General features: G+C 71.0%; 19 protein-coding genes, 1 tRNA gene and 1 other RNA gene. 11 read left to right on the top strand and 10 right to left on the bottom strand.

Features of this window, described 5'->3' with window-relative positions; all coding sequences use genetic code 11:
- Window positions 1-139 precede the first annotated feature (139 nt).
- Window positions 140-2080: a glycoside hydrolase family 127 protein gene (locus AOM00_RS06915; protein WP_062517088.1), complete on the top strand. Its 1941-nt coding sequence runs from the start codon at window positions 140-142 to the stop codon at window positions 2078-2080.
- A gap of 29 nt (window positions 2081-2109) precedes the next feature.
- Complete coding sequence (locus AOM00_RS06920; RefSeq protein ID WP_062517116.1) at window positions 2110-3102, top strand: LacI family DNA-binding transcriptional regulator; 993 nt, start codon at window positions 2110-2112, stop codon at window positions 3100-3102.
- 217 nt (window positions 3103-3319) lie between these two features.
- Here AOM00_RS06920 and AOM00_RS06925 read toward each other — a convergent pair whose 3' ends face one another.
- The 5 genes from AOM00_RS06925 to AOM00_RS06945 all read right to left on the bottom strand — a co-directional run bounded on the left by AOM00_RS06925 (window position 3320) and on the right by AOM00_RS06945 (window position 8799).
- On the bottom strand, window positions 3320-4033 hold the full coding sequence (locus AOM00_RS06925; RefSeq protein WP_169746820.1) for a YesL family protein: 714 nt from the start codon (window positions 4031-4033) through the stop codon (window positions 3320-3322).
- Window positions 4034-4041: 8 nt separating this feature from the next.
- The gene (locus AOM00_RS06930) at window positions 4042-5388 is read right to left on the bottom strand and encodes an arabinan endo-1,5-alpha-L-arabinosidase (protein WP_062517090.1); all 1347 of its coding nucleotides are present in this window, start codon (window positions 5386-5388) and stop codon (window positions 4042-4044) included.
- A 1-nt stretch (window position 5389) separates the two neighbouring features.
- Window positions 5390-6340: a carbohydrate ABC transporter permease gene (locus tag AOM00_RS06935; RefSeq protein WP_369345423.1), complete on the bottom strand. Its 951-nt coding sequence runs from the start codon at window positions 6338-6340 to the stop codon at window positions 5390-5392.
- Between the two features lie 18 nt (window positions 6341-6358).
- Entirely contained in the window at window positions 6359-7315 is a 957-nt protein-coding gene (locus AOM00_RS06940) for a carbohydrate ABC transporter permease (protein ID WP_082096718.1), read from the bottom strand.
- A gap of 74 nt (window positions 7316-7389) precedes the next feature.
- Window positions 7390-8799 (bottom strand): ABC transporter substrate-binding protein, encoded by a 1410-nt coding sequence (locus AOM00_RS06945; RefSeq protein ID WP_062517091.1) that lies wholly within the window; start codon window positions 8797-8799, stop codon window positions 7390-7392.
- A 383-nt stretch (window positions 8800-9182) separates the two neighbouring features.
- Here AOM00_RS06945 and AOM00_RS06950 point away from each other — a divergent pair, with 383 nt between their 5' ends.
- The 3 genes from AOM00_RS06950 to arfA are packed head-to-tail and all read left to right on the top strand — an operon-like array spanning window position 9183 to window position 13105.
- Window positions 9183-10466: a glycoside hydrolase family 27 protein gene (locus AOM00_RS06950; RefSeq protein WP_228373433.1), complete on the top strand. Its 1284-nt coding sequence runs from the start codon at window positions 9183-9185 to the stop codon at window positions 10464-10466.
- Window positions 10463-11557 carry an arabinan endo-1,5-alpha-L-arabinosidase gene (locus tag AOM00_RS06955; RefSeq protein ID WP_082096719.1) on the top strand — a complete coding sequence of 365 codons (1095 nt, stop codon included), beginning with the start codon at window positions 10463-10465 and terminating at the stop codon, window positions 11555-11557. The genes AOM00_RS06950 and AOM00_RS06955 overlap by 4 nt, the downstream gene beginning before the upstream one ends.
- 45 nt (window positions 11558-11602) lie before the next feature.
- Window positions 11603-13105, top strand: a complete 1503-nt coding sequence (gene arfA / locus AOM00_RS06960) for an arabinosylfuranosidase ArfA (RefSeq protein WP_062517093.1) — start codon at window positions 11603-11605, stop codon at window positions 13103-13105.
- A gap of 72 nt (window positions 13106-13177) precedes the next feature.
- Here the strand turns inward: arfA and AOM00_RS06965 are convergent, their stop codons facing one another.
- Both AOM00_RS06965 and AOM00_RS06970 read right to left on the bottom strand, forming a co-directional pair.
- The gene (locus AOM00_RS06965; protein ID WP_062517094.1) at window positions 13178-13852 is read right to left on the bottom strand and encodes a LytR C-terminal domain-containing protein; all 675 of its coding nucleotides are present in this window, start codon (window positions 13850-13852) and stop codon (window positions 13178-13180) included.
- A 31-nt stretch (window positions 13853-13883) separates the two neighbouring features.
- Window positions 13884-13971, bottom strand: a tRNA-Ser gene (locus AOM00_RS06970).
- A 66-nt stretch (window positions 13972-14037) separates the two neighbouring features.
- Between AOM00_RS06970 and ffs the strand changes: the two genes are divergently transcribed.
- The 4 genes from ffs to AOM00_RS06990 all read left to right on the top strand — a co-directional run bounded on the left by ffs (window position 14038) and on the right by AOM00_RS06990 (window position 18519).
- Window positions 14038-14128: signal recognition particle sRNA small type (ffs, locus tag AOM00_RS06975), an RNA gene on the top strand.
- A 66-nt stretch (window positions 14129-14194) separates the two neighbouring features.
- A complete protein-coding gene (locus tag AOM00_RS06980) occupies window positions 14195-16156 on the top strand; it encodes a DNA polymerase III subunit gamma and tau (RefSeq protein ID WP_062517095.1) in 1962 nt (653 codons plus the stop codon).
- A 141-nt stretch (window positions 16157-16297) separates the two neighbouring features.
- Window positions 16298-16894: a recombination mediator RecR gene (gene recR, locus AOM00_RS06985; protein WP_062517096.1), complete on the top strand. Its 597-nt coding sequence runs from the start codon at window positions 16298-16300 to the stop codon at window positions 16892-16894.
- Between the two features lie 86 nt (window positions 16895-16980).
- Window positions 16981-18519, top strand: a complete 1539-nt coding sequence (locus AOM00_RS06990; RefSeq protein WP_062517097.1) for a GAF domain-containing protein — start codon at window positions 16981-16983, stop codon at window positions 18517-18519.
- Between the two features lie 116 nt (window positions 18520-18635).
- Here the strand turns inward: AOM00_RS06990 and AOM00_RS06995 are convergent, their stop codons facing one another.
- The 3 genes from AOM00_RS06995 to AOM00_RS07005 form a co-directional block, all read right to left on the bottom strand.
- A complete protein-coding gene (locus tag AOM00_RS06995; RefSeq protein WP_062517098.1) occupies window positions 18636-19895 on the bottom strand; it encodes an ABC transporter permease in 1260 nt (419 codons plus the stop codon).
- Window positions 19892-20830 (bottom strand): ABC transporter ATP-binding protein, encoded by a 939-nt coding sequence (locus tag AOM00_RS07000; protein WP_062517099.1) that lies wholly within the window; start codon window positions 20828-20830, stop codon window positions 19892-19894. Before AOM00_RS07000 ends, AOM00_RS06995 begins: the two co-directional genes overlap by 4 nt.
- 111 nt (window positions 20831-20941) lie before the next feature.
- Complete coding sequence (locus AOM00_RS07005; protein ID WP_062517100.1) at window positions 20942-22450, bottom strand: carboxylesterase/lipase family protein; 1509 nt, start codon at window positions 22448-22450, stop codon at window positions 20942-20944.
- 131 nt (window positions 22451-22581) lie between these two features.
- Here AOM00_RS07005 and AOM00_RS07010 point away from each other — a divergent pair, with 131 nt between their 5' ends.
- The gene (locus AOM00_RS07010) at window positions 22582-23853 is read left to right on the top strand and encodes an aspartate kinase (RefSeq protein WP_062517101.1); all 1272 of its coding nucleotides are present in this window, start codon (window positions 22582-22584) and stop codon (window positions 23851-23853) included.
- Entirely contained in the window at window positions 23850-24893 is a 1044-nt protein-coding gene (locus AOM00_RS07015; protein ID WP_062517102.1) for an aspartate-semialdehyde dehydrogenase, read from the top strand. Before AOM00_RS07010 ends, AOM00_RS07015 begins: the two co-directional genes overlap by 4 nt.
- Window positions 24894-24975: the final 82 nt, after the last annotated feature.

Here is a 24975-nt window from a genome sequence, read left to right on the forward strand (position 1 = left end):
TCTCCCGCGCGCGGCAGCCGCACAACCTGGCGGATCGACGACGGTGCCGACACCCCCGTGTGCGATCGCGCCTCGCAGGGTAGGCTTTACATCGTTGCAAAGACGTCCCCGACGCCGCGCTCAAGGAGGAGCCTTGTCCATGGTCCGCACGCATGACGTCTGCGCCCCTGCCACGCCCTCGGCCGTCGCCGCGCACGACCTCACGCCGTTGCCGCTCGCCGCCGTGACGCTCGCCCCGGAGCACGAGCTCGGCGCCTGGCAGCACGTCAACCGCGAGCAGACCCTGCCCCATGTGATCGACCACCTCGAGTCGACGGGGGTGCTCGACAACCTGCGCCGCCTGACAGGCGGGACCGAGGCACCGTTCCGCGGCCCGCACTTCGCGGACTCGGACCTGTACAAGACGCTCGAGGCGATCGCGTGGGAGTCCGCGCGCATGCCGGACGACCAGCCCTGGGAGCCGTGGGTCCAGGAGGCCGCCGCTCTCCTCGCAACCGCCCAGAGGGACGACGGCTACCTGGACTCGCACGTCCAGGGCAACGCCGGCGAGGCATGGTCGGACATGCGTGGGGGCCATGAGCTGTACCTGCTGGGCCACCTGATCCAGGCGGCCGTGGCCCGCGAGCGCGCGACCGGCGCGGCGGACCTCATGGACGTGGCCCGGCGCTTCGCCGACCTCGCGGTCGCCACGTTCGGCCCTGCCGGCGCGCGCGAGGACGGCTACTGCGGACACCCCGAGGTGGAGACCGCCCTGGTCGAGCTCTACCGGCACACGGGCGAGCGCGCCTACCTCGACACCGCTCTCGCGATGCTCGACCGGCGCGGCACCGGCGCGCTCGGGAGCGCGCCCTTCGAGCCCTCGTACTTCCAGGACCATGCACCTGTCAGGGAGGTGCGGGAGGCGACCGGCCATGCGGTGCGCCAGCTCTACCTGGCCGCCGGCATGGCCGATGCCGCGGCCGAGGTCGACGACCCGGGCCTGCGCGATGCGCTCGCCGCCCTGTGGCGTTCGGCCCACGGCACCAAGGAGTACCTGACGGGCGGCATGGGCTCGCGCCACCGCGACGAGTCCTTCGGCGACCCCTACGAGCTGCCTCCGGACCGCGCCTATGCGGAGACGTGCGCCGCCATCGCCTCCTTCCAATGGAACTGGCGGATGCTGCTCGCCACCGGCGAGGCACGCCACGGCGATGCGATGGAGCGCACCCTCCACAACGCGATCGCGGCCGGGACCGGCGTCGACGGGAGGACGTTCTTCTACTCCAACCCGCTGCAGGTGCGCACGGGCCACGACGGCACCGGCGAGAACACGGCCGCGTCCCGCCGAGACTGGTACGGCTGCGCATGCTGCCCTCCGAACCTCGCCCGCCTGGTCTCCTCGCTCGGTGCCTACGTCGCGACGGGGACGGAACGTCGCGCACGCCTCCATCTCTACGGGGCGGGGACGGTGCGCATCGGCGCGACCACGCTCGGCCTGGCCACGGCGTACCCCTGGGACGGCCAGGTCGAGATCACCGTCGACGGGCCCCTCGAGGAGCTCGCCCTCCGGATCCCCGAGTGGTGCGACGGGGCGATGCTCGACGTCGACGGCACGGCGTCGGAGGTGCGCGGGGACGCCGACGGGTACGCCCGGGTGAGGCTCGCGCCCGGGCCGCACCGCATCGTGCTGTCCCTCCCCATGCCTGTCGACGTGCTCGACCCCCACCCGCGCGTGGACGCCGTCCGGGGGACGGTCGCGCTGCGCCGCGGACCGGTGGTCTTCTGCCTCGAGCAGGCGGACCTGCCTCCCGGTGTCGCGCTCGAGGACATCCGGCTCGACCTCGCCGTGCCGCCCCGCGTGGGCCCCGGCGTCGCCTCGCTGCGGGCGGGCGCGACCATCCTCGCGGAGGGCATCGTCCGCGCGACGCACGGGCTTCCCGCGCTGACCGCGCTGCCGAGGTCCTCGCATGCGACGGCGGCTTCTGGCATGCTTCCGGGGAGGATCGCCCTGCGCGCCATCCCGTACGCCCGCTGGGCGAACCGCGCGGGCGGCGCGATGCGGGTGTGGATCCCCGTCGACGAGGAGGTCTCGACCACGTGAGCGGCTCGGGTGTGCGTGGCACGGTGACGATGCACGATGTGGCGGCGGCCGCCGGCGTGTCCGTCAAGACCGTGTCCAACGTGGTCAACGACTATCCCCACATCCGTCCCGCGACGCGCGAGAAGGTCCAGAAGGCGATCGACGAGCTCGGCTACCGGATGAACCTGTCGGCGCGCAGCCTGCGCCAGGGCCGCACCGGCATCATCGGACTCGCGCTGCCCGAGCTGTCGCTGCCGTACTTCGCGGAGCTCGCGGACTCCGTGATCCGCGCGGCGGAGGCCCGCGGCGTGGTCGTGCTCATCGAGCAGACGGGCGCGGACCGCCAGCACGAGCTGGACGTCCTCACCTCGGACCGCCGCCAGCTCACCGACGGCCTCATCTTCTCGCCGCTCGAGCTCGGTCCGGACGACGCCGACGCGCTCAAGGTCGACTACCCGCTGGTGGTGCTGGGAGAGCGCATCTTCGGCGGCGACTGGGACCACGTCACCATGAACAACGTCGACGCGGCGCGCGCGGCGACGCAGCACCTCATCGACCAGGGACGCCGACGGATCGCCGTCATCGGCGCGCACGCGGGCGAGACGATGGGCTCGGCGGCGCTGCGTGTGCTCGGCTACCAGGCGGCGCTGGCCGCCAACGGCATCCCGCTCGACCCCTCGCTCATCGTCGAGGGTGGGCTGTGGCACCGCGCCACGGGTGCCGAGTGCGTCGATCACCTGGTGTCCACGGGCGTGGAGTTCGACGCCATCTTCGGCCTCAACGACGCCCTCGCGCTCGGCGCGCTGCACGCCCTGCACGCGCGCGGCATCGCGGTGCCGGACCCGGTCGCGGTCATCGGCTTCGACGACATCGAGGACGCCGCGTACACGTCCCCCACGCTCTCCTCGATCTCTCCCGGACGCGAGCAGATCGCGCAGGAGGCCGTCGACCTGCTGCTCGCACGCATCGCGGGCGGCGGCGATCCCTATCGCCGCGTGATCGCGGACTTCACCGTGGTGCCGCGGGAGTCGACGGGCGGCTGAGCTCCGCCTCCCGCCTCCCGCCTCCCGCCTCCCGCCTCCCGCCGAAGTGGTAGCTGGTGGTCGGCATTCCGAGCTTCTTGCCTCACAGTGGTGGCTGGTTGTCGCGCGCGCCGGCGTTGCGACAATGGCGCACCAACGTGGGGCAACGATTCCCGAAACGCGACACTCATCTACCACTTTCGGGGAGACGGAGTGCTGGGGGCGGGAGGTCCGCCGTTCAGGCCGCCGCACCTCGCGCGTCGACCTTGTCGAGCCAGCGGTCCACGATCAGCCCCGTGAGCAGCAGCGGCACGGAGAGCCCGATGAGCAGCATCACCGGGATGAACTTGATGCCGATCACCGTGAGCGCGATCACCGTGATCGCGCAGCCGAGCGCGGTCAGCGGCGAGAGCAGCGGCGCGACGGCGACGAAGCGCAACGTGCGCACCGCGGGATCCTCGTAGCGGCGCAGCACGTGAGGCGCGTACCCGAGGCAGGCGACGGCGTACGCCGCGAGCGCGATCACCGCACCCGACAGCACCGCGGTCATGGTGTCGGCACCGCCGTAGGCGAGCAGCACCAGCACCTCGTACCACCCGAGCGCGATGACGGCCATGAACGGGACGGTGACGATGGCCGCGCGCGGCAGCTCGGCGCGGTACGCGCGCCAGAAGTCCCCCCACAGCGCGTCGGACGGGTCACCGTCCACGATGCGACGGAGCAGCCCCGCGCCTGCGACGGCGGCCGGGCCGAGGCCCACGACGACGAGCCCGAGCACCGTGCCGGCGATCATCATGAGCTGGATGGCGACCAGGTGCGCGACGACCCGCATCCACACCATGAGGCGCCCCGTCCAGCCGGGCACCTCGTCGATGTCCGCAGGCGAGCCCTCGAGCCGCATGCGCGCCTTGTCGCGCTCACGCTGCTTGTCGTCGGGGTTCCGTGCGGCCACGACAGCCATCATCCCACCCGCGTGCCGACCACGACCGTGCCCTGGGGCCCACGTGCCGCGAAGCTGAGCGTGGGTACCGATCGCACCGCGTCCCAGGCGGGGAACACGACCGCGTCCACCGGTGCCTCGCCGTCCCGCGTGAAGCGTCCCGCGCCGCGCGCGACCAGGCCCGCGAGCTCGGTCTCGCCCACAAGCACGCGGCGCGACGGCACGACCTCCTGGGTCGGTCCCGCGTAGTCCACGATCTCCCACTCGCCGGCGAGCGCCGCGACGTCGGATGGCCAGCCCGCCTCATCATCGTCCTCCCGCGCGCCGGCCCAGGGCTGGACGGCCACGAGCGGCCATCCGCCGTGGGTCCACACCAGGCGGCGCACCTGCACCTCGTGCTGACGCGGGGTCTCGTCGAAGCGCGTGTGGTGCACCAGCACCTGGTGGGTCGGCTCGGTCAGGACCGCCGCGTGACCCGGCGCGAGGATCCCGCGGTCCGCGCCCTCGAGGCGGTGGCTCGCGAGCACGGTCAGCCCCGTGACCTCGGGGTCCGCGTCGAGGTCCGTCATGGAGCGGCCCTCGTGGTCCACGTAGGGACCGTAGAGATCATCGGACACCGCGACGCGCACGTGGTAGGTGCTCACCAGCGAGTCGTACGACACGATGAGCGCCCAACCACCGCCCGGACGGGGCACGATGTACGGCCCCTCGATGGCGGTGTCCACGGACGTGGGACGCCTCGCGATGAGCGTCCCGAACGACGATGCGGGCTCCCCGGGGCCGGGGGCATCCAGGGCGAAGCCGGTGACCGGGTCGATCTCCAGGATGTGCAGGCCGCCGAAGAACGAGCCGTAGACCATGTGGTGCCGGTCGCCGTCGATCACCAGCTGGGCGTCGATGGCGTTGTGACCGTCGCGATCGTGCTCGGTGGCCACCACGATGCCACGGTCCTCCCATGGACCGCTCGGATGCGGCGCGACCGCAAGGCCGATCGCGGAGGTGCGCGAACCGAAGCTCGAGGCCGAGTAGTACATGCGCCACTCCACGCCTGCGACGGTCTCGACGCGGACCACGTCGGGGGCCCACAGCCCCTCGGCGCCGGCGTGCTCGCGGGCCGGACCGGGGACGCCGTCGAGGGCGCAGCCCACGAACTCCCAGGTCACCAGGTCGGTCGAGCGGCGGATCTGCGCGCCGGCCGCCTGGAGCGGGCCATCCGCATCGGCATCCGTGGAGAAGAGCCAGTAGACGCCGTCGTCGTCGCGGACGGCGGTCGGGTCGTGGGAGTTGCGTGCGCCCCACGTGGACGGTGCGGGCCGTGAAAGGCCCGCGGCCCCGGCATCCGCCGGGGCCGCGTGCTCGCTGCTCATGTCAGGTCTTCGATCCGGTCAGGGCGATCGACTCGATGATCTGTCGCTGGAAGATCAGGAAGACGATGAGGATCGGGATGACGGAGATGACCGACGCCGCCATGATCAGCGGGTAGTCGCGCTGGGTCGCGTACTGGACGTTCATGTTCGCGATGACCACCTGAAGCGTCTGCTTCTCGGGCGAGTTCAGGTAGATGATCGGCGCGAGGTAGTCGTTCCACACCGCCATGAACCACAGGATGAACTGCGCGGCGATCGCGGGACGCATGAGCGGGAACATCATGGTCCAGAAGATCTTGAGGTAGCTTGCGCCGTCGATCTTCGCGGCCTCGACCAGGGAGTCCGGCACGTTGTGCAGGTACTGGCGCAGGAAGAAGATCATGATGACGTTGCCCAGGATCACCGGGACGATCAGCGGCAGCAGGGTGTCGACCCAGCCGATCTTCGAGAACATCACGAACTGGGGGATCATCAGCGTTGGGAACGGCACCATCATGCCGGACAGCAGCATGAGGAAGATCGCGTTCTTGCCGGGCAGGCGGAGCTTCGCGAGGGCGAAGGCCGCGAGCGACGAGAAGAGCGTTCCCACGACGGTCACCGAGAGCGCGACGATCAGCGAGTTCTTGATGCCGGAGAGGACGTACGTGTCGTCGAATACGCGGGCGTAGGTGTCCCACACGAAGGGATCGGGGATCCACTCCGGCGGGAGGGAGTACACGCCCTCCTTGGTCTTGAGCGAGGTCGAGACCATCCACACGAGCGGGGCGGCCATGATGATCGCGCCGAACGACAGGATGATGGTGAGGACCGCGTTGACCGCGGGGCTCTCCTGGGTCGCGGCCTTGCGCTTGAACATGCCGGGCCGCTGCTCGGGGAGCCGGCGGCCGGTGTCCGCAGCGGTGTCGGCGATCGCGCTCGAGGCGGAGCGCGCCGTGTTCTGGTTGAGGCTCATCGCAGTATCTCCTTCGCCTCAGTCGATCGAGAAGTCGTTGGCACGGTTGATGCGGAACTGGATCACCGTGACGATGAGGACCAGGATTCCCAGCACCAGCGCCATCGCGGTCGCATAGCCCATCTGGAGGTTCCGGAACGCCTGGTTCCAGACGTACCAGACCAGGGACGCCGTGCTCCACGACGGTCCGCCCGTCGGGGTCATGATGTTGATCTCGGTGAAGATCATGGAGCCCGCGATGATGTTGGTCACCACGAGGAAGAACGTGACGGGCTGCACCATGGGCCACGTGATCTTGGTGAAGCGCTTCCAGCTGGAGGCGCCGTCAAGGGCGGCTGCCTCGTACAGCGAGCGCGGGACCGCCTGGACGGCGGCGAGGTAGAGCAGCGTGGAGTAGCCGAGGCCCTTCCACACGGCCATGATGATGAGCGCCGGCTTGGACCATGTCGGATCCATGAGCCAGTTCGGGCCCTCGATGCCGATGAGCCCGAGCGCCTGGTTCACCAGGCCGAAGTCGCCGTTGTAGGCCCACTGCCAGAGGATGGCGACCGCGGCGAGCGAGGAGATGACCGGGATGTAGTACACGGTCCGGAAGAACGTGCGGCCGCGGATCTTGCGGCTCAGCGCGAGCGCGAGCGCGAGCGAGAGGGCGAGGCCGATCGGGATGCCGATCATGTAGAAGACGGTGTTCCACAGCGCACGCCAGAAGTACTGGTCCTGCAGCAGCCTGGTGTAGTTGTCCAGACCGATGAAGGTCATGTTGCCGATGCCGTTCCAGTTGGTCAGCGAGGCGTAGACCGAGAATCCGAGCGGGAAGAGCAGGAAGGCGATCCACCCGATCACGGGAGGGGCCATGAAGGCCGCGGCCCAGGCATGCTCCCTCCGGTGAAGCTTGTTGTTGGCCTTCCGGGACGCCTTCGCGTCCTCCTTGGTCCACACGGTGGTGGACTCGGCGGGGGGTGCCGTTGTCGCCATGATCTTTTCCTTCTTCCCTGCAGGGGGTCGGGGGCCGCCGCCGGGCGACGGCCCCCTTCCCTGCTGTCCTGCTGTTAGCCCTGGGCCTTCGCCTGGTCGGCGCTGATCCACGACTGGTCGAGCAGCTGCTGCATCTCAGGCTGCTTCGCCGCGAGGAAGTCGGCGGCGGTCTGCGAGCCGTTGTCGACGACGTTCTCGATGCCGATCCAGAAGTTGTCGTACCACTCCGGGGTGTAGGTCCACACGCCGGGGAGCGGCTTGCCCTTCGACTCGGCGATCTCGAGGAACGCCTTGGTGTTGGCGGGCCAGCCGGCGGCCGGGGCGTCGGTCTCGATCCACTCACCGGTCGCGTAGTCGATCAGGTTCGGGATCTGGACCTTGTTCTCCGCGAGGATCTTCTGCGCGTCGAGGTCGGTCGACAGGTAGGTCGCGAGCTGCGCCGCGAGCTCCTTGTTCTTCGAGTTCTCCGACACCGCGATGCCGAGCGAGCCGAGCCAGGTCGACCAGTCGTCACCCTCGTTGGCCACGGGGTAGGGGATCACGTCGTAGCCGAAGGTGTCGGGGTTCTCCTCCGCCACCGAGTTGTACGTCGCGATGTCCCACGGAGCGACCGGGAAGAAGCCGATCTCGCCGGCCATCCAGCGCTGGTAGGTGTCGAGCGTCTGCGCCTGCTCGGCCGACGGGGTCACACCCTCGACGAGGCCGAGGTCGGCGAACCACTGGAGCGCGTCCGCGAAGGCCGGGTCGTCGACCGTGACGGTCTTCTGGTCCTCGGAGATCCAGTCCGCGCCGGCGCCCCAGATGAAGGCCTGCGAGTTCCACACGACGTTGAGGCCGGTGCCCCAGGTCTCGTAGTCGAGCTTGTCGGACTGCGTGAGCTCCTTGCACAGCGCCACGAACTCGTCGAAGGTCATCGGCTCGTCCGCCGACGGGGCCTCGAGGCCGAGCTTCTCGAACAGGACCGTGTTGTAGCCGAAGCCGAACGGGCCGACGTCCTTGGGAAGGCCGTACAGCGGGTCGGCCGAGTCGCCGCGCGCACCGGTCTCGGTGTTGAAGCGGTAGGCGTCGGTGCCGAAGGACCAGATGTTGTCGATGGTCTCCTGCGGCACGTACTCGGTGAGGTCCGCGAGCACGTCGGCGTAGACGTAGCCCATCATCTTGCCGGGCTCGATGTAGAAGACGTCCGGGACCTTGTTGCCGGCGATGGCCGCCTGCAGCTTGGTCGCGTACTGGTCCGCGTCGGTGATGATCATCGTCACCGAGGCGCCCGTCTCCTGCTCGAACTTGTCGATGGCGGCCTCGTACGCGATCTTGTCGTACTCGCCACCACGGAACATGAACGTCAGCTCGTTGGGGGCGTCGCCACCCGCGGTGTCGGGCTCGGGGCTTCCCGAGGTGTCCCCACCGGTGCCGCCGCTGCACGCCGCGAGGGTGAGCGCACCCACCATGGTCGCGGTGATGGCGGCTGTCCTGAACTTACGCATTGCCTGCCTCCCTGATCATCGTTGATGAGTGAGGTCTTGCCCGGATCCCACGATGCCCTGATGAGGCGACCGTCGCATCCTGGTCGTCGTTGACCCCAGGCTCTGGAACCGACCCTTTGTCGGCGCCTTTACAACGATGGAACAATGACACGGGAAGCGGCGCTCGGTCAAGTCGGACAGGTTACGATTCCGAAACACCGCCGGCTAAGCATCATCTACCAGCGACGACGCTGGGAAATGCACTGGTGTGACGCATCTTTCACCCGGAAATGGGCCGTTTGTCGACCTGTCCGGGACCCTCGTCCGGGTACCCTCCGTTTGACGATCGGCGCCCGATTTGGGCACGATTGCCTTACAACGATGTAGACAGGAGGACGCCTCGCATGCGAGCCGCGACACCGCCCATGGGCTGGAACAGCTGGGACAGCTTCGGCACGACGGTCACCGAGGACGAGGTCCTCGCCAACGCTCAGGTGATGGCCGAGCGCCTCCTGCCTCACGGCTGGGACACCGTGGTGGTCGACATCGCGTGGTACGACCCGACCGCCCGATCGCACGGCTACAACGCCGATGCGCCGCTCACGCTCGACGCGTACGGCCGCCAGATGCCGGCGGTCAACCGGTTCCCCTCCGCCGCGGACGGCGCCGGCTTCGCGCCCCTCGCGGCCCAGGTCCACGCGCTCGGGCTCAAGTTCGGCCTGCACATCATGCGCGGCATCCCCCGCCTCGCGGTCGAGCTCGACCTGCCGATCCTCGGCACCGACTACACCGCGGCCCAGGTGGCGGACCTGGAGCACGTCTGCCAGTGGAACCCCGACAACTACGGGCTGAACCACGACCACCCGGGCGCACAGGCGTACTACGACGCCCAGGTCGCGCAGTTCGCGGCCTGGGGTGTCGACTTCATCAAGGCCGACGACATGCAGGCCCCCTACTTCGAGCGTGAGATCGCCGCCTACCAGCGCGCCATCCAGCGCTCCGGCCGCGACATCTCCCTGTCCCTGTCCCCCGGTACCCACCTGTCCACCGCGCACCTCGACCACCTCCGCGAGAACGCCCAGATGTGGCGCGTCTCCGACGACCTCTGGGACCGCTGGGAGGACGTGCACGCGCAGTTCGCGCGCCTCGCGCGCTGGGCGCCGTTCCAGCAGCCCGGCAGCTGGGCGGACGCCGACATGCTCCCGCTGGGCCGCATCGGCATCCGCGCCGAGCGCGGTGAGCCGCGCCACTGCCGGCTCACCCTCGACGAGCAGCGCACGATGCTCAGCCTGTGGTGCATGGGACGCTCCCCCCTCATGGTGGGCGGCGACCTGCCGACCAGCACGCCCGAGACGCTCGACCTCCTCGCGGCCCCCGCCGTCGCCGAGGTCCTCCAGGGCTCGGTCGACGGTCGCGAGCTGCTCCGCGAGCCCCTCGAGGGCGGCGAGCTCATCGTGTGGTCGGCACGCTCCGCATCGTCCGCCCGCGTGTACGCGGCCGTGTTCTGGACCGGCGACGCGCCCTTCGACGCGGCGGTCGCGCTCCCGTCGATCCTCGGCACCGGGATCGCCGATGCCACCCTGACCCATCTGTGGCCCGGCCAGGACGCATCCGCCGCGGATGGCCTGCTCCAGGCGAGCGTGCCCGCGCACGGCGTCGCCTGGGTCGCGCTGGACCCCGTCGCATGAGCGCGCGCCGCGGCATCGTGATCGGTGCGGCCGCGACCGCGGCGGTCGCCGTGCTCGGCGCGGGTGCGCTCCTCTGGAGCCCGTGGGAGGACGGCGGCGGCGACGCCGCGACCCCGGACGCCGGCGAGGAGGCGGTCGCGGCGACCGCGCTCGAGCTCTCCGGGGACCTCCACACGCATGATCCCGCGCTCGTCGTGGGCGAGGACGGCGAGGACTGGTACGTCTACTCGACCGGGGACGTGCAGAAGGGCCTCGGCTCCCCCCAGATCCGCCGCTCGACAGACGCGGGCGCGACGTGGGAGTACGTAGGGACCGTGTGGACCGCCTCGACCCGGCCCGCGTGGGTCTACGAGGAGGTCTCCGGGGTCCAGAACTTCTGGGCGCCCGAGCTGGTCGAGCACGACGGCACCTGGTACCTCTACTACGCGGCCTCGACGTTCGGCACCAACGGCTCGGTCATCGGCCTCATGACGTCCCCCACGCTCGACGTCGACAGCCCGGACTACGCCTGGACCGACCAGGGCATGGTCATCCGCTCGACGCCCGGCGTGGACAACTTCAACGCGATCGACGCCGGTGTGGTCACCGACGAGGACGGCACCCCGTGGATGACCTTCGGGTCCTTCTGGGGCGGCATCCAGCTGGTCGAGCTCGAATGGCCCAGCGGCAAGCCCGTGGAGGGCGCCGAGCCCACCACCATCGCGACGCGCAACAACGCGACCAACGCGATCGAGGCGCCCTACCTCATGCACCGCGACGGCTACTACTACCTGTTCGTCTCGCGCGACAAGTGCTGCCAGGGCACCGACTCGACGTACTCGATCGCGGTCGGCCGCTCCACGGACATCACCGGGCCGTACCTCGACAGCTGGGGCAACCAGATGATGTACGACGGCGGCGACGAGCTGCTGTCCACGCGCGGCAGCATGATCGGCCCCGGCGGGCAGTCGTACTCGAACGGCTACCTGGCCTTCCACTACTACGACGAGACCCTGGGCGGGGACTTCCAGCTCGCGATCCGGGAGCTGGGCTGGACCGAGGGCGGCTGGCCCGTCGCCTGGACAGCAGAGGAGCTCGCCGCGAGCGAGTAGCCGCCCCGCGCATCGTCCCTATCCCCTCAACGAAGAGAGAGAAGCATGACCACCATCACCCTTCACCCGGACTTCCGTGTGGGGCCCGTCGACCGCCGCGTGTTCGGCTCGTTCGTCGAGCACCTGGGACGATGCGTCTACACGGGCGTGTACGAGCCGGGCCATGAGACGGCCGACGAGCACGGCTTCCGCCGCGACGTCGCGGACCTCACGCGCGAGCTCGGCGTCACGATGCTGCGCTACCCGGGCGGCAACTTCGTGTCCAACTACACGTGGGAGGACGCCGTCGGCCCGGTCGAGGACCGCAAGCCGTTCCTGGACCTCGCATGGCGCACCGTGGAGCCCAACCTGGTGGGGACCGACGAGTTCCTCCAGTACTGCGAGCGCGAGGGGATCGAGCCGATGATGGCCGTGAACCTGGGCACGCGCGGCATCGACGCGGCCATCGGGCTGCTCGAGTACTGCAACGGCGAGGCCGGCACCAAGTGGGCCGACATGCGCATCGCGAACGGCCGCGAGGAGCCCTACGGCGTCAAGCTGTGGTGCCTGGGCAACGAGATGGACGGCCCGTGGCAGATCGGCCACAAGGACGCCCACGAGTACGGCAAGCTCGCCGCCGCCACCGGTCGCGCGATGCGCCAGGTGGACCCCTCGATCGAGCTGGTCGCGTGCGGCTCGAGCTCGATGATGATGGACACGTTCGGCGAGTGGGAGCGCACCGTCCTGTCCTACTGCTACGACGTGGTCGACCACATCTCGATGCACGCGTACTACGAGGAGATGGACGGCGACCGGGACTCGTTCCTCGCCTCCGGCACCGCGATGTCGACGTTCATCGAGCGGGTCGCCGCGTCCGCGGACGCGATCGGCGCGCAGAAGCGCTCGGACAAGCGCATCTCGATCAGCTTCGACGAGTGGAACGTCTGGTACCTGTTCTCGCGCTTCGTGGGCGAGACCAACCTGCCGGTCCAGAAGGACGCGCCGCGCATCATCGAGGACGTCTACTCCGCGCTCGACGCCGTCGTGGTCGGCGACATGATCGTGAGCCTGCTGTCCCACGCGGACCGCGTCGCGGTGGGCTGCCTCGCGCAGCTGGTCAACGTCATCGCGCCGATCATGACCGAGCCCGACGGCCCGGCCTGGAAGCAGACCACGTTCCACCCGTTCGCGACCGCCGCGCGCCTCGCGCAGGGCGAGGCCCTGCAGGTGAAGGTCGACTCTGCGACCATGTCCACCAAGAAGCACGGCGACGTGCCCACCGTGACCGCGGCCGCCACCGTCGACCCGGAGACCGGCGCGCTCGCGCTGTTCGTCACCAACCGCACCGCGGAGGAGCAGACGGTGACGCTGCGCCACCCGGGCGCGACGGCCCGCATCGAGGGCGGCTCCGCCGTGCTCGCGGACCACGTGGGCCCTCGCGAGGGCAAGGAGGCCGCCGAGGCCTACGGCATGGTCGACGCGCTGCCCGTGTCGCACGGGGACGGCGCGATCACGCTGCGCCTCGCGCCCGAGTCGTGGACCGCGTTCCACGGCACGCTCGCGTCCTGAGCCTCGAGGCACGATGCGGCGGTCGGGCGCCAGGCCCGGCCGCCGCATCGTCGCCGGCCCCGCTCCGCGGGGCTAGGAGTCCTTGTTCTTCTTCGCGTCGACCGGGTTCTCCGGGAGCGAGCGCGGCGCGGGCTCGGGCGTGACCAGGCCCACCGGGAGGCACTCGGCGTTGGCCGTGAGCGTCAGGTCGGGGTCCAGCTCGGGCGCGAGAGTCGACCGCAGGTTGCTGCTCACGTACTCCTCGCCGAGCACCACGTCCACAAGCGTGCCCTCGCGGTTGTCGAGCACCATGTCGACGTCGCCGTCGAAGTTCTGCGCGACGGTGTAAGCCTGACGCACGCCCTCGGGTCCGAAGACGATGCGGACGTTGCCGGCATAGGTCCGGCCCCAGTTCGCAGTGGTCACGATGACGTACTTGCGCTCCTTGAGCGACGCGGAGACGCTGCCCGCGAGGCCGGACACGTCGCTGCCGTTGAGGATGCGCACGCCGACGTTGCGATGGGCCATGGGCGTGCTGTTCACCGGCGGGCACACGAGCGTCACGTCGCTCTCGAACTCGCCCGCCGGCGTGACGAACGGCTGCGAGAAGGGGCCGTCGATGTCGCCCTTGTAGACGCCGGCCGCGAACAGCCCGGTGAAGGCGAGGGCGATGACGAGCACGCCGAACACGATGATCTGGCGCTCGCGGCGGTGACGGCGGACCTGAGCGCGTCGGGCGTCGGGACGTCCGTTCGCTCGCTCGGTCACAGGCACCATCCCGTCGCTGATCGAGGACTACTGGCGGAGGATAGGGGATTCGAACCCCTGAGGGCTTGCACCCAACACGCTTTCCAAGCGTGCGCCATAGGCCACTAGGCGAATCCTCCAGGCCCGGAAACTATACCCGATCCTGCGGGCATCTCCTCACCCCGCAAGCCGTTAGACTTGTCGGCAACCCCCCACGTGGCGATACCTCGCCCAACTCCCCCAGGTCGGGAACGAAGCAAGGGTAAGCGGGCTCTGTCGGGTACGTGGGGGGCCTTTCCATGCCCGCACGATGCTGTGGAGGGCTTTTCCGGGGCGTCCGACCCCCGCACTAGAGTCGTACCCGTGACCACCGCCCTGTACCGCCGCTACCGTCCCGACAACTTCGCGGACGTCGTGGGCCAGGAGCACGTCACCGTGCCGCTCATGCAGGCGCTGCGCGCGGATCGCGTCAACCACGCCTACCTGTTCTCGGGTCCGCGCGGCTGCGGCAAGACCACGTCCGCGCGCATCCTCGCCCGCTGCCTCAACTGCGCGGAGGGTCCCACGGACACCCCGTGCGGCTCATGCCCGTCGTGCGTCGAGCTCGCGCGCGGAGGCGCGGGTTCCGTCGACGTGGTCGAGATCGACGCGGCTTCGCACAACGGCGTCGACGACGCCCGCGAGCTGCGCGAGCGCGCGGCGTTCGCACCGGCGCGCGACCGCTACAAGATCTTCATCCTCGATGAGGCGCACATGGTGACGCCCCAGGGCTTCAACGCGCTGCTCAAGCTGGTCGAGGAGCCTCCGCCGCACATCCGGTTCATCTTCGCGACCACGGAGCCGGAGAAGGTCATCGGCACCATCCGCTCACGCACGCATCACTATCCGTTCCGGCTGGTGCCGCCGCCGGTCCTCACCGAGTACATGGAGACGCTGTGCACCGCGGAGGGCGTCGACGTCGCGAGCGGCGTGCTGCCGCTCGTGGTGCGGGCGGGCGGCGGCTCCGTCCGCGACTCGCTGTCGGTGCTCGACCAGCTCATGGCCGGCTCCGACGAGTCGGGCGTCACGTACGACCGCGCGATCGCGCTGCTCGGGTTCACGGACGCGACGCTGCTGGACGATGCCGTCGACGCGATCGCGGCCGCCGACGGCGCCTCGCTGTTCGACGTGGTCGAGCGCGTCATGTCCACGGGGCATGAGCCGCGTCGGTTCGTCGAGGACCTCCTGGAGCGGCTGCGCGACCTCCTGGTGCTGAGCGCGGCCGGCGATGCAGGGGCGCGGGCGCTCGGGTCGATGCCCGAGGACCAGCTCGAGCGGGTGCGCGCCCAGGCGCGACGTCTGGGGCTGGCACGCGGCTCGGCCGCGGCCGACCTTGTCAACGACGCCCTCACGCACATGGTGGGCGCGACCTCGCCGCGGCTGCACCTCGAGCTGCTGTGCGCACGCCTCCTCGCCGCGGAGGCGCCCGCGGCAGCTCCCGCGGCGGCGTCGTACGCCGCTCCCGCGCCTGCAGCTGCACCTGCGGCACCCGCGCCCGTGGCCCCCGTTCCCGCCGCGAACGTGCCCGCGGCGAACGCGCCCGCTCCCGCGGCACCGGCCGCCGAGCCACCGGCCGCACCTGCACCCACGACGCCTGCCTCCACGCCCGCTCCGGCACCCGTCCAGGACGACGACGACTGGACGCCGGCCGCCCCTGCCGCGTCCGCTCCGGCAGCTCCCGCGCCCGCGGACGAGCCCGCCGCGGTCACGTCCGGGGGCCCCGCGGACACGGAGCTGGTGCGCCGGCGCTGGCCCGAGGTGCTCGGGACGCTCGAGCGGTGGCGCGTGACGTGGACGCTCGTGAGCCAGAACGCGCAGGTGCAGTCGGTCCAGGAGGGCGTCCTGACGCTCTCCGTGTCGAACCCCAACCTGGTGTCCATGCTCGACGGCGGCAAGCACGCCGAGAACCTGCAGCTCGCATTGCGCGAGACGCTCGGCATGCAGCTGCGCATCGCGGCGGTCGCCGGCCCGGCGGGTCCGGCACCGACGCGGCCCGCGGCACCTGCGCCCTCCCGTCCGGCACCCGCGCCGGCCGCGGCGCCCTCCGCATCGTCCGCGCCCGCATCGTCCACCGCTGCCCCGCGCCCCGCTGCCCCGGCGACTGCCGCGCCCGTGGCCGTCGCACCCGTCGGCGATCCGCCGCCGTGGGATGTCCCGCCGCCCGAGGACGAGCCTCCCTACGAGGAGGAGGAGATCTCGGACGACGACGCCCGTGCCGCGGAGGCGGGCATGAGCGCGGCAGAGATCCTCGCCAAGGAGCTCGGCGGCGTGGTCATCGAGGACTGACCCCGGGCCCTCGACAGCCCCCCTCCCCCCGCCCCCGCCGGAAGTGGTCGATCAGTGTCGCTTCCGCAAGGTCGCCACCTCACAGTGGTGGCTCATGGGCGCTGACCGGCGCCGACCCCGCATGCGCCTACGCTTGTCCCCATGTACGACGGCGCGGTTCAGGACCTCATCGACGAGCTCGGTCATCTCCCGGGCATCGGCCCCAAGAGCGCCCAGCGCATCGCCTTCCACATCCTCAGCACCGACCCCGCGGACGTTCGCCGCCTCGCCGACGCCATCACCACGGTCAAGGAGAAGGTGCGCTTCTGCACCGTCTGCGGCAACGTCGCCGAGTCGGACCAGTGCCGCATCTGCACCGACCCCCGCCGCGCGGAGGACGTGCTGTGCGTGGTCGAGGAGCCCAAGGACGTGGTGGTGATCGAACGCACGCGCGAGTTCCGCGGCCGCTACCACGTGCTCGGCGGCGCGATCGATCCCATGAACGGCGTGGGCCCCGACGATCTGCGCATCCGCGAGCTCCTCTCCCGCCTGGGCGACGGGAAGATCGAGGAGGTCATCATCGCGACCGACCCGAACATCGAGGGCGAGGCGACCGCGACGTACCTCACGCGCATGCTGGTGCCCATGGGCGTGACGGTCTCCCGCCTGGCCTCCGGCCTGCCCGTGGGAGGCGACCTCGAGTACGCCGACGAGGTCACCCTGGGCCGCGCCTTCGAGGGTCGCCGCACGGTGAGCTGACGGCGACCGAGCCCTCACCTGGGGGCGACCTCGGTCGATAGGCATGCGGGTTTCCCACCCTCATCTACCTCGAAGGTCGCTCCCCCATGCTCGTTCGTCCGTCCCACCGCGCACCCGCCCCCGAGGAGGACCCCTCCCTCGAGCTGGAGGCCATCACCACGGTGGTGACGCGGCTCGCCGAGGCGCAGGACGTCGACACGGCTGTCCAGATCGCGCTCGAGGCGGTGCGCACCACCTTCGGCTGGGAGTACGGCTCGTACTGGGCCGTCGGCGAGGGGGACGCGCTGCGTTGGGTGCGCGATTGCGGCAGCGTGACCGAGGAGTTCCGCGCGGTGACCGAGTCCGCCTCGTTCGTCGAGGGCGTGGGGATCGCCGGCCGCGCATGGAGGACTCGCGACCTGGTGTTCGTGGCCGATCTGGGCGACGTCACGGACTGCGTCCGCGCGCCCGCCGCACGCCGCGCAGGCGTCCGCTCAGGGATCGCGTTCCCCCTGACACGACGCGGCCGGGTGGTCGGCACCATGGACTTCTTCACGATGCGCGAGCTGAAGCCGAGCCGCGCGCGGCTCACGGCCCTGCGCGGGGTCGGCCGCCTGGTGTCGCAGACCCTCGAGCGGCTGGAGGCGGACGAGCTCAAGCGCCAGGACGCCACGGACGTGGCCGCGGTGAGCGAGATCATCCGCGCGCTTGCGACGGCGGGAAGCGCGGAGGAGGCGATGGCGGTCGCGCTCGCGACCATCCGCGACGGCTTCGGCTGGCAGTACGCGTCGCACTGGGAGCTCGCGGGCGACGGCACGGTTCTCCGCTTCGCACAGGAGTCGGGAGAGGTGGGGCACGAGTTCCGCGAGATCACGCGATCCGCGACCTTCGCGCGCGGTGTCGGGCTGGCCGGCCGGGTCTGGGAGTCGGCGGACCTCATCGTGGTCGAGGACCTCGCGGAGGTGACGGACTGCGTGCGAGCGCCCGCGGCGCGCGAGGCGGGCGTCCGCTCCGGCATCTGCCTGCCTGTCCTGGTCGACGGGGCGGTCGTCGGGACCATGGACTTCTTCACCACGCGCACCGTCACGCTGTCGCGCTCGCGTGAGTCCGCGCTGCGCAACACCGCCTTCCTTGTGGGCCAGGCGCTCGAGCGCCACCTCGATCGTCGGCGCCTGCGCGACGCGGGGACGCGCCTGCTCGACTCCATCGCCCGGGTCGAGGAGAACGTGCGGGTGGCCACGGAGGTCGCGGAGCAGGGCCGCGCTGCGGTGGATCGGGCGCGCGACGACGTCGAGGGGCTGAACGGCTCGAGCGCCGAGATCGGCGACGTCACCACCGTGATCCAGCGGATCGCCGCGCAGACCAACCTGCTCGCGCTCAACGCGACCATCGAGGCCGCGCGCGCCGGGGAGGCTGGCCGCGGCTTCGCGATCGTCGCGCGCGAGGTCAAGGATCTGGCCGAGGCCACCGCGCGTGCCACGACGCAGGTCGATGACCGCGTGCTCACCATCCAACGCCAGGTCCAGGATGTGTCGGCTGCGCTCGGCTCGATCACCGACGCGGTGTCGCGCATCCGCGGGACCCAGGACCAGATCGAGGACGTGCTCGCCGAGCAGGACGGGACCACGCGGGCGATCCTCGGCTGACCTCCGCGCCGCCTGACAGTCCCAACGGAATCGACAGCGACACGCCGGCGACCAGGCCAGGAAGGCCTCGATCACCGGCGTGTCGAGCTGAGATCCGTTGGAACTGTCGGTGGGGGTCAGGCCACCCGGGTGCCCTGGCGCAGCTTCTTGTACGGCACCCGGAGACGCGCGATCACGATCCACATCGAGCCCAGCAGCAGGGCCGCCTGGACGCCCAGACCGAGCCACGGCGCACGCGGGTAGACCGAGTTGGCCTCCTGCTCCTGCTCCCAGCCGTTGTCCTCGTAGGCCGAGTAGTCGCCCGTCACCGAGGCCACCAGGTCGGCGCACTCGTCCCAGCTCACGGAGTCCTGGAGCTCCTCCTCCGAGGGGCCGATGCGCGCATCGCTGACGGCGCGGTGCATCTCTGCGAAGAGGCCAGGGGCCGCACGGCCGTCCTCGTCCCACGTGAGGTAGTTGACGATCGGCGAGGACTCCCCGATGAGCACCACCGGGTTCGCGAGCAGCAGCCACGCCGTCCGCTCGGTGCGGGCGACGCCGTGCTCCCACCCGCCGTCCTGGACGGAGCAGGTGATGTCATGCACGTCGACCTCGTCGAACGCCGCGACGTCGCCGTTCATGTACCAGGCGTCGACCGCCGCCTCCTGCTCGACGGTGAACTGATCCCAGTCGAAGCTGCGCGAGGTCTCGGTGACGGTCACGGAGATCAGCGGCTGCGTGAAGAAGAACAGCAGCAGCGTCCCGAGCAGCAGGAACCCGGTGGTGAGGTGGGCGAGGGACACGGACGCCACGGCGCGGGCCGCGAGCGCGGACCATGCGAGCCCCACCGCGGTCGCGGTGAGCACCACGAGCAGGATCACCGCCACGACCAGGAGCAGCTCGTCCCAGTGCCATCCGGAGCGCGAGAACGCGTAGACCAGCAGCGGCGTGGTGGTGAGCAGCACCGCGAGCGCGAACAGCCAGGAGGCGAGCAGCTTGCCCACCGCGAGGTCGCCGGCCGTGAGGCGCGTCATCTGAAGCGGTGCCAGCACGCCCTCGGACGAGTCTCCGTTGAGCGAGGTCGCCGAGAGCGACGGCGCCACCAGCAGGCCCGCGCCGAGCACCATCACGAGCACCAGCTCGAGCAGCATCGAGTTCTTGGAGCCGTCCGACTGGGCGGCGGCGAACATGCCGATCGCCATGATCCCGGCGAAGAGCAGGCCGTAGAAGATCCACCCCTTGGCCGTCGGGCGGCGACGCATGAGCTCGATCTGGGTGACCAGCAGCGTGCCGCGCAGCGTCGGCAGCCACGGGTTGCCCTTGACCGGGCGACGGGACGATGCGGGGGCCGGGCCGGGCGCGGGGGCGGCGGCCGGGGTGTCGTCGAGAACAGTCATCGCCGCTCCTCCTCCATGGTCATGTAGGTCTGCTCGAGCGCGCTGCCCGCAGGGCCGAAGCGGTGCACGGGCACGTTCTTGGACATGAGCCACGCGAGGGCCTGCGCCGCATCGGCCTCGGACCCGACGCGGATCACCATGCCGGCAGGCTCGTCGTCGAAGGCGATCTGCCCTTCCGTCAGCACCGCGCGCAGCAGGTCGTCGTCGAGCGTCCCGATCCGGTAGCGCGTCTTCGCGTCGGCGACCTTCGCGGCGATCTCGTCGCCCAGCGTGCGGCCCTTCGACATGAAGACCGCGTCGTCGACCATCTCGTCGAGCTCGGCGAGCACGTGCGAGGACACCAGCACGGCCTTGCCCTCCGCCGCGAGCTCGCGCACCAGCGTGCGCAGCTCGACCCGCGAGCGCGGGTCGAGGCCGTTCGCGGGCTCGTCCATGAGCAGCACGGCAGGGTCGTTCATGAGCGCGCGGGCGATCGACAGGCGCTGCTTCTGGCCGCGCGACAGCACCCGCGTGGGGCGGTCGGCGAACTCGGCGAGGTGCACCGTGCCCAGCAGCGCGGCGCCACGCTCGCGCGCCTCGTGGGTCGACAGCCGGAAGCCGCGCCCCATGAGCGTGAGAGTCTGGAGGCACGTGAGGTTGTCCCACGAGCCGAGCTGGTCGGGCATCCACCCGATCGCGTCACGCACCGCCGCCGCATCGTGCCGCGGGTCGGCGCCGGCGACGCGGATCTCGCCCGCGTCGGGCCGGAGCAGCCCCGCGAGCATGAGCATGAGCGTGGTCTTGCCGCAGCCGTTCGGCCCGATGAGCGCGGTCACCGTGCCGGGCTGCACCTCGAGCGTCGCGTTCGCGACGGCCTGCACGGAGCCGAAAGACCGTGCCACGCCGCGCGCGCTCACCGCCGCGGTCGTGACCGCGGCCGTGGTTGTCGCCACCATGGATCCCCCTGGGATGGGGTGCGGCTCCACCGCCGCACCGGGTGGCTCCACAGTGGCACACCGTGATCGGCTGATCTATCAGGGACATCCCCCCATTTGTGGGGGCAACGGTCAGGGGCTCCCCTGGGGTACCGGCGCGGTCGCCAGCGCGAGACGCTCCTCGAAGGCGTACCCCGCGCGCACCTCCCGGACCGGGTCCCCGTAGACGATGGTCGAACGGCCCTCCGCGTGCACGGGCGCGTCGACACGGCCGTCGCGGACGAGCGCGAGCCAGTCGCCGTGCACCGCATCGGCCAGCTCCTGCGGCGCCTCGGGACCGGTGCGTCGCAGCGCGGTGGGCTCGCGCAGGATGTCGAAGCCGAAGGGAAGGTCCAGGCAGTGACCGGCGATGCCGTCGACGGGGCTGGACCACCGGAAGTCGTACGCCCATGTGCGGGGCTGGGCTCCGCGCGCCGCGCGGAGCGCCGCCCACCGGCCCACGTGCCGCCGGAAGATCGCGTGCGTGATCGCCTGCCCCACGACCAGGCGACCCTCCGCACCGGGCGCGGTCGCCGCGAGCTCGTCGCGGAGCTCCTCGGGCACCCCGGCGCGCGCGAGCAGCTCCCGTGGCGTCCCCTCGACCAGGGCGTCCGGCGCATCGTGCAGCGCGAGCGTGAACTCGTGCGCCGTCGACCCGAGGAGCAGCGCGACCCCGTCCCCCACCCCGGCCGCGAGCGCCTCCGCCACGGTGCCGGGGACAAGGTCGCCATCGATCACGGGCGACAGCAGCAGGTTGTCGTGGAAGGTCCCGGCGAGGGGGTCGTCGAGCGCGGGCGGCTCCTCTTCCTGCGCGGCGAGCACCTGCGCCTCGGTGAGCGAGCGCAGGCCCTCGAGGTCGGGCGCGACACCCAGACGGGCCGCACCCGCGAGGGTCGCCTCGCGCGCCGCGTCCGCACGGATGGGCATGTCGGCCGGCGACAGCGCGAGCACGCGCTCGAACAGCCCCTGGGCCGCCGGCATGGTCAGGAGGCGCATGACGGCCGCACCGCCCGCGGACTGCCCCGCGATGGTCACCCGGTCCGGGTCTCCGCCGAACGCCCGGATGTTCTGCTGCACCCAGTCGAGCGCCGCGATCCAGTCGAGGACCCCGCGGTTGAGGGGCGCCCCGTCGATCCAGCCGAAGCCGTCGAACCCGAGCCGGTAGGACGCGGCCACGGTCACCACGCCGTCCCTGTGGAAGGCCTGTCCGCCGTACCAGGGGCTCGCGTGCGAGCCGGCGACGAACCCGCCCCCATGGATGTAGACGAGCACCGGCAGGCCCGCGTCGGGCGATGGATCGGGCGTGCCGACGTCGAGCGTGAGCAGGTCGTCTCCAGGGATGGACGGCTCGGGCACGAAGGGGTCCGGCCACGGCGAGCGCCGCTGCGGCGTCGCGCCGTGCAGCACGGCAGGCCGCACCCCGTCCCACGGCGCACGGGGCACCGGCGCCAGGAACCGACGCTCGCCCACGGGCGGCTCGGCGTACGGGATCCCCAGGAAGATCGCGGCGCGGCTCGCACCGCCGTCGGGGGAACGATGCTCGCGCCAGCGGCCGCTCACGGCGCCGGACGTTGTCCAGACCACGGGTGCGACGGTGCTCACGAGGTCACACTAGGGCGGACGGCTCGGAAGCGCACGGGACCCCAGGCGCTGGCCGCGCGCACGCGTGCCCCTAGAATGAGACACCGTGTCCGCCGGGCGGACATCGACCCCCATTCCTCCTGGAGCCTTGCATGTCGCTTGTGGTGCAGAAGTACGGCGGATCCTCGGTCTCGGACGCCGCCGCGATGAAGCGCGTCGCGCGTCGCGTGGCGGAGACGGTGCGCGAGGGCAACGACGTGGTCGTCACCGTGTCGGCGATGGGCGACACCACCGACGAGCTCATCGACCTCGCCAACCAGATCACGGACACGCCCGACGCCCGAGAGATGGACATCCTCCTCACCGCCGGCGAGCGCATCTCGATGGCGCTGCTCGCGATGGCGATCGCCAAGGAGGGCGTGCCGGCGCAGGCCTTCACCGGTCCGCAGGCCGGGGTCATCACCACCGAGCACCACGGCCGCGCGCGCATCATCGACGTCGCCCCGGGTCGCCTGCAGAAGGCGCTCGCCGACGGCAAGGTCGCCATCGTCGCCGGCTTCCAGGGCCTCAACCAGGAGACGCAGGACGTCACCACGCTGGGCCGCGGCGGCTCCGACACCACGGCCGTCGCGCTCGCCGCCGCGCTGGGCGCGGACGTGTGCGAGATCTACACGGACGTGGACGGCGTGTTCTCCGCGGACCCGCGCATCGTGCCCGCCGCCCGCAAGCTCGCGCGCATCACCTACGAGGAGATGCTCGACATGGCCGCCTCCGGCGCGAAGGTGCTCATGCCCCGCTGCGTCGAGTACGCGCGCCGTTTCAACGTGCCCATCCACGTGCGCTCGTCGTTCTCCGGCCTGGAGGGAACGTGGGTCGTGGGGGAGACTGAAGAAGGAGACGAGATGGAAGACCCGATCATCGCGGGAGTCGCGCACGACAGGTCCGAGGCCAAGATCACGGTCACGGGCGTGCCCGACGTGCCCGGCTCCGCCGCGCGGCTCTTCGAGGCCGTGGCGCGCGCCGACGTCAACATCGACATGATCGTCCAGAACGTCTCCGCGACGAACACGGGCGTCACGGACATCTCCTTCACGCTGCCTGCGGCCTCCGTGCCGGACGCGCTCTCGGCGATCGAGGCGGATCACGCCGCGATCGGCTTCGTCGAGCTCGTCACCGACGAGAGCATCGGCAAGGTGTCGCTCATCGGCGCGGGCATGAAGTCCTCGTCGGGTGTCTCCGCGAAGTTCTTCGCGGCGCTGCGCGACGCGGGGGTCAACATCGAGATGATCACCACCTCGGACATCCGCATCTCCGTGGTCACGCGTGACGCGGACCTCGAGAAGGCCGTCAAGGCGGTGCACACGGCGTTCGAGCTCGACTCCACCGAGGGCGAGGCCGTGGTCTACGGAGGGACGGGACGATGAGCCTGACCATTGCAGTCGTGGGCGCCACCGGGCAGGTGGGCGCCGTCATGCGCGAGCTGGTCGCGGAGCGCTTCCCCGACGCGTCGGTGCGCTTCTTCGCCTCCGCGCGCTCGGCAGGCAGGGCGCTGCCGCACCTGGGCGGCGAGATCGTGGTCGAGGACGTCGCCTCGGGCGACTACGCCGGGATCGACATCGCGCTGTTCTCCGCGGGCGGCGCCGCATCGAAGGAGTACGCGCCGCTGTTCGCCGCCGCAGGGGCGATCGTGATCGACAACTCCTCGGCGTGGCGCAAGGACCCCGAGGTGCCGCTGGTGGTCTCCGAGGTCAACCCCGAGGCGCTCGACGACATCCCCAAGGGCATCGTCGCCAACCCCAACTGCACCACCATGGCCGCGATGCCGGTGCTCAAGCCGCTGCACGAGGCCGCGGGTCTCGAGCGCCTGGTCGTGTGCTCGTACCAGGCCGTGTCCGGCTCGGGCCTCGCGGGCGTGGAGGAGCTGCACTCGCAGGCCGCCGCGGTGCTCGACGGCGCCAAGGCGCTCGCGCACGACGGCTCGGCAGTCGAGTTCCCCGCGCCCGTGAAGTACGTCGCGCCCATCGCGTTCAACGTGCTCCCCATGGCGGGCTCCGTGGTCGACGACGGCTCGAACGAGACCGATGAGGAGCAGAAGCTCCGCAACGAGTCCCGCAAGATCCTCGGCCTGCCCGAGCTCATGGTGTCCGGCACGTGCGTGCGCGTCCCGGTGTTCACCGGCCACTCGCTGTCGATCAACGCCGAGTTCGAGCGCGGTATCACGCCCGCCGATGCCTACGAGATCCTCGCGAACTCCCCCGGCGTGCGCGTCGAGGAGGTGCCGACTCCGCTCGCAGCCGCCGGCGGCGACGTGTCGCTCGTGGGCCGCATCCGTCAGGACATGTCGCTCGAGGGCACGCGCGGCCTGGTGCTGTTCGTCTCCGGTGACAACCTCCGCAAGGGCGCCGCGCTCAACGCCGTGCAGATCGCGGAGCTCGTCGCGGCCAAGCTGAAGGCCGCCGCGTAGGTCGCGTCCCGCATCGTCCGTCCCGAGGGCCGGTCTCCCGCTGGGGAGGCCGGCCCTCGGCGCTTCCCGCCCACCCTCGCCC

The sequence above is a fragment of the Demequina gelatinilytica genome, from assembly GCF_000971115.1.
Classification (GTDB): Bacteria; Actinomycetota; Actinomycetes; order Actinomycetales; family Demequinaceae; genus Demequina; species Demequina gelatinilytica.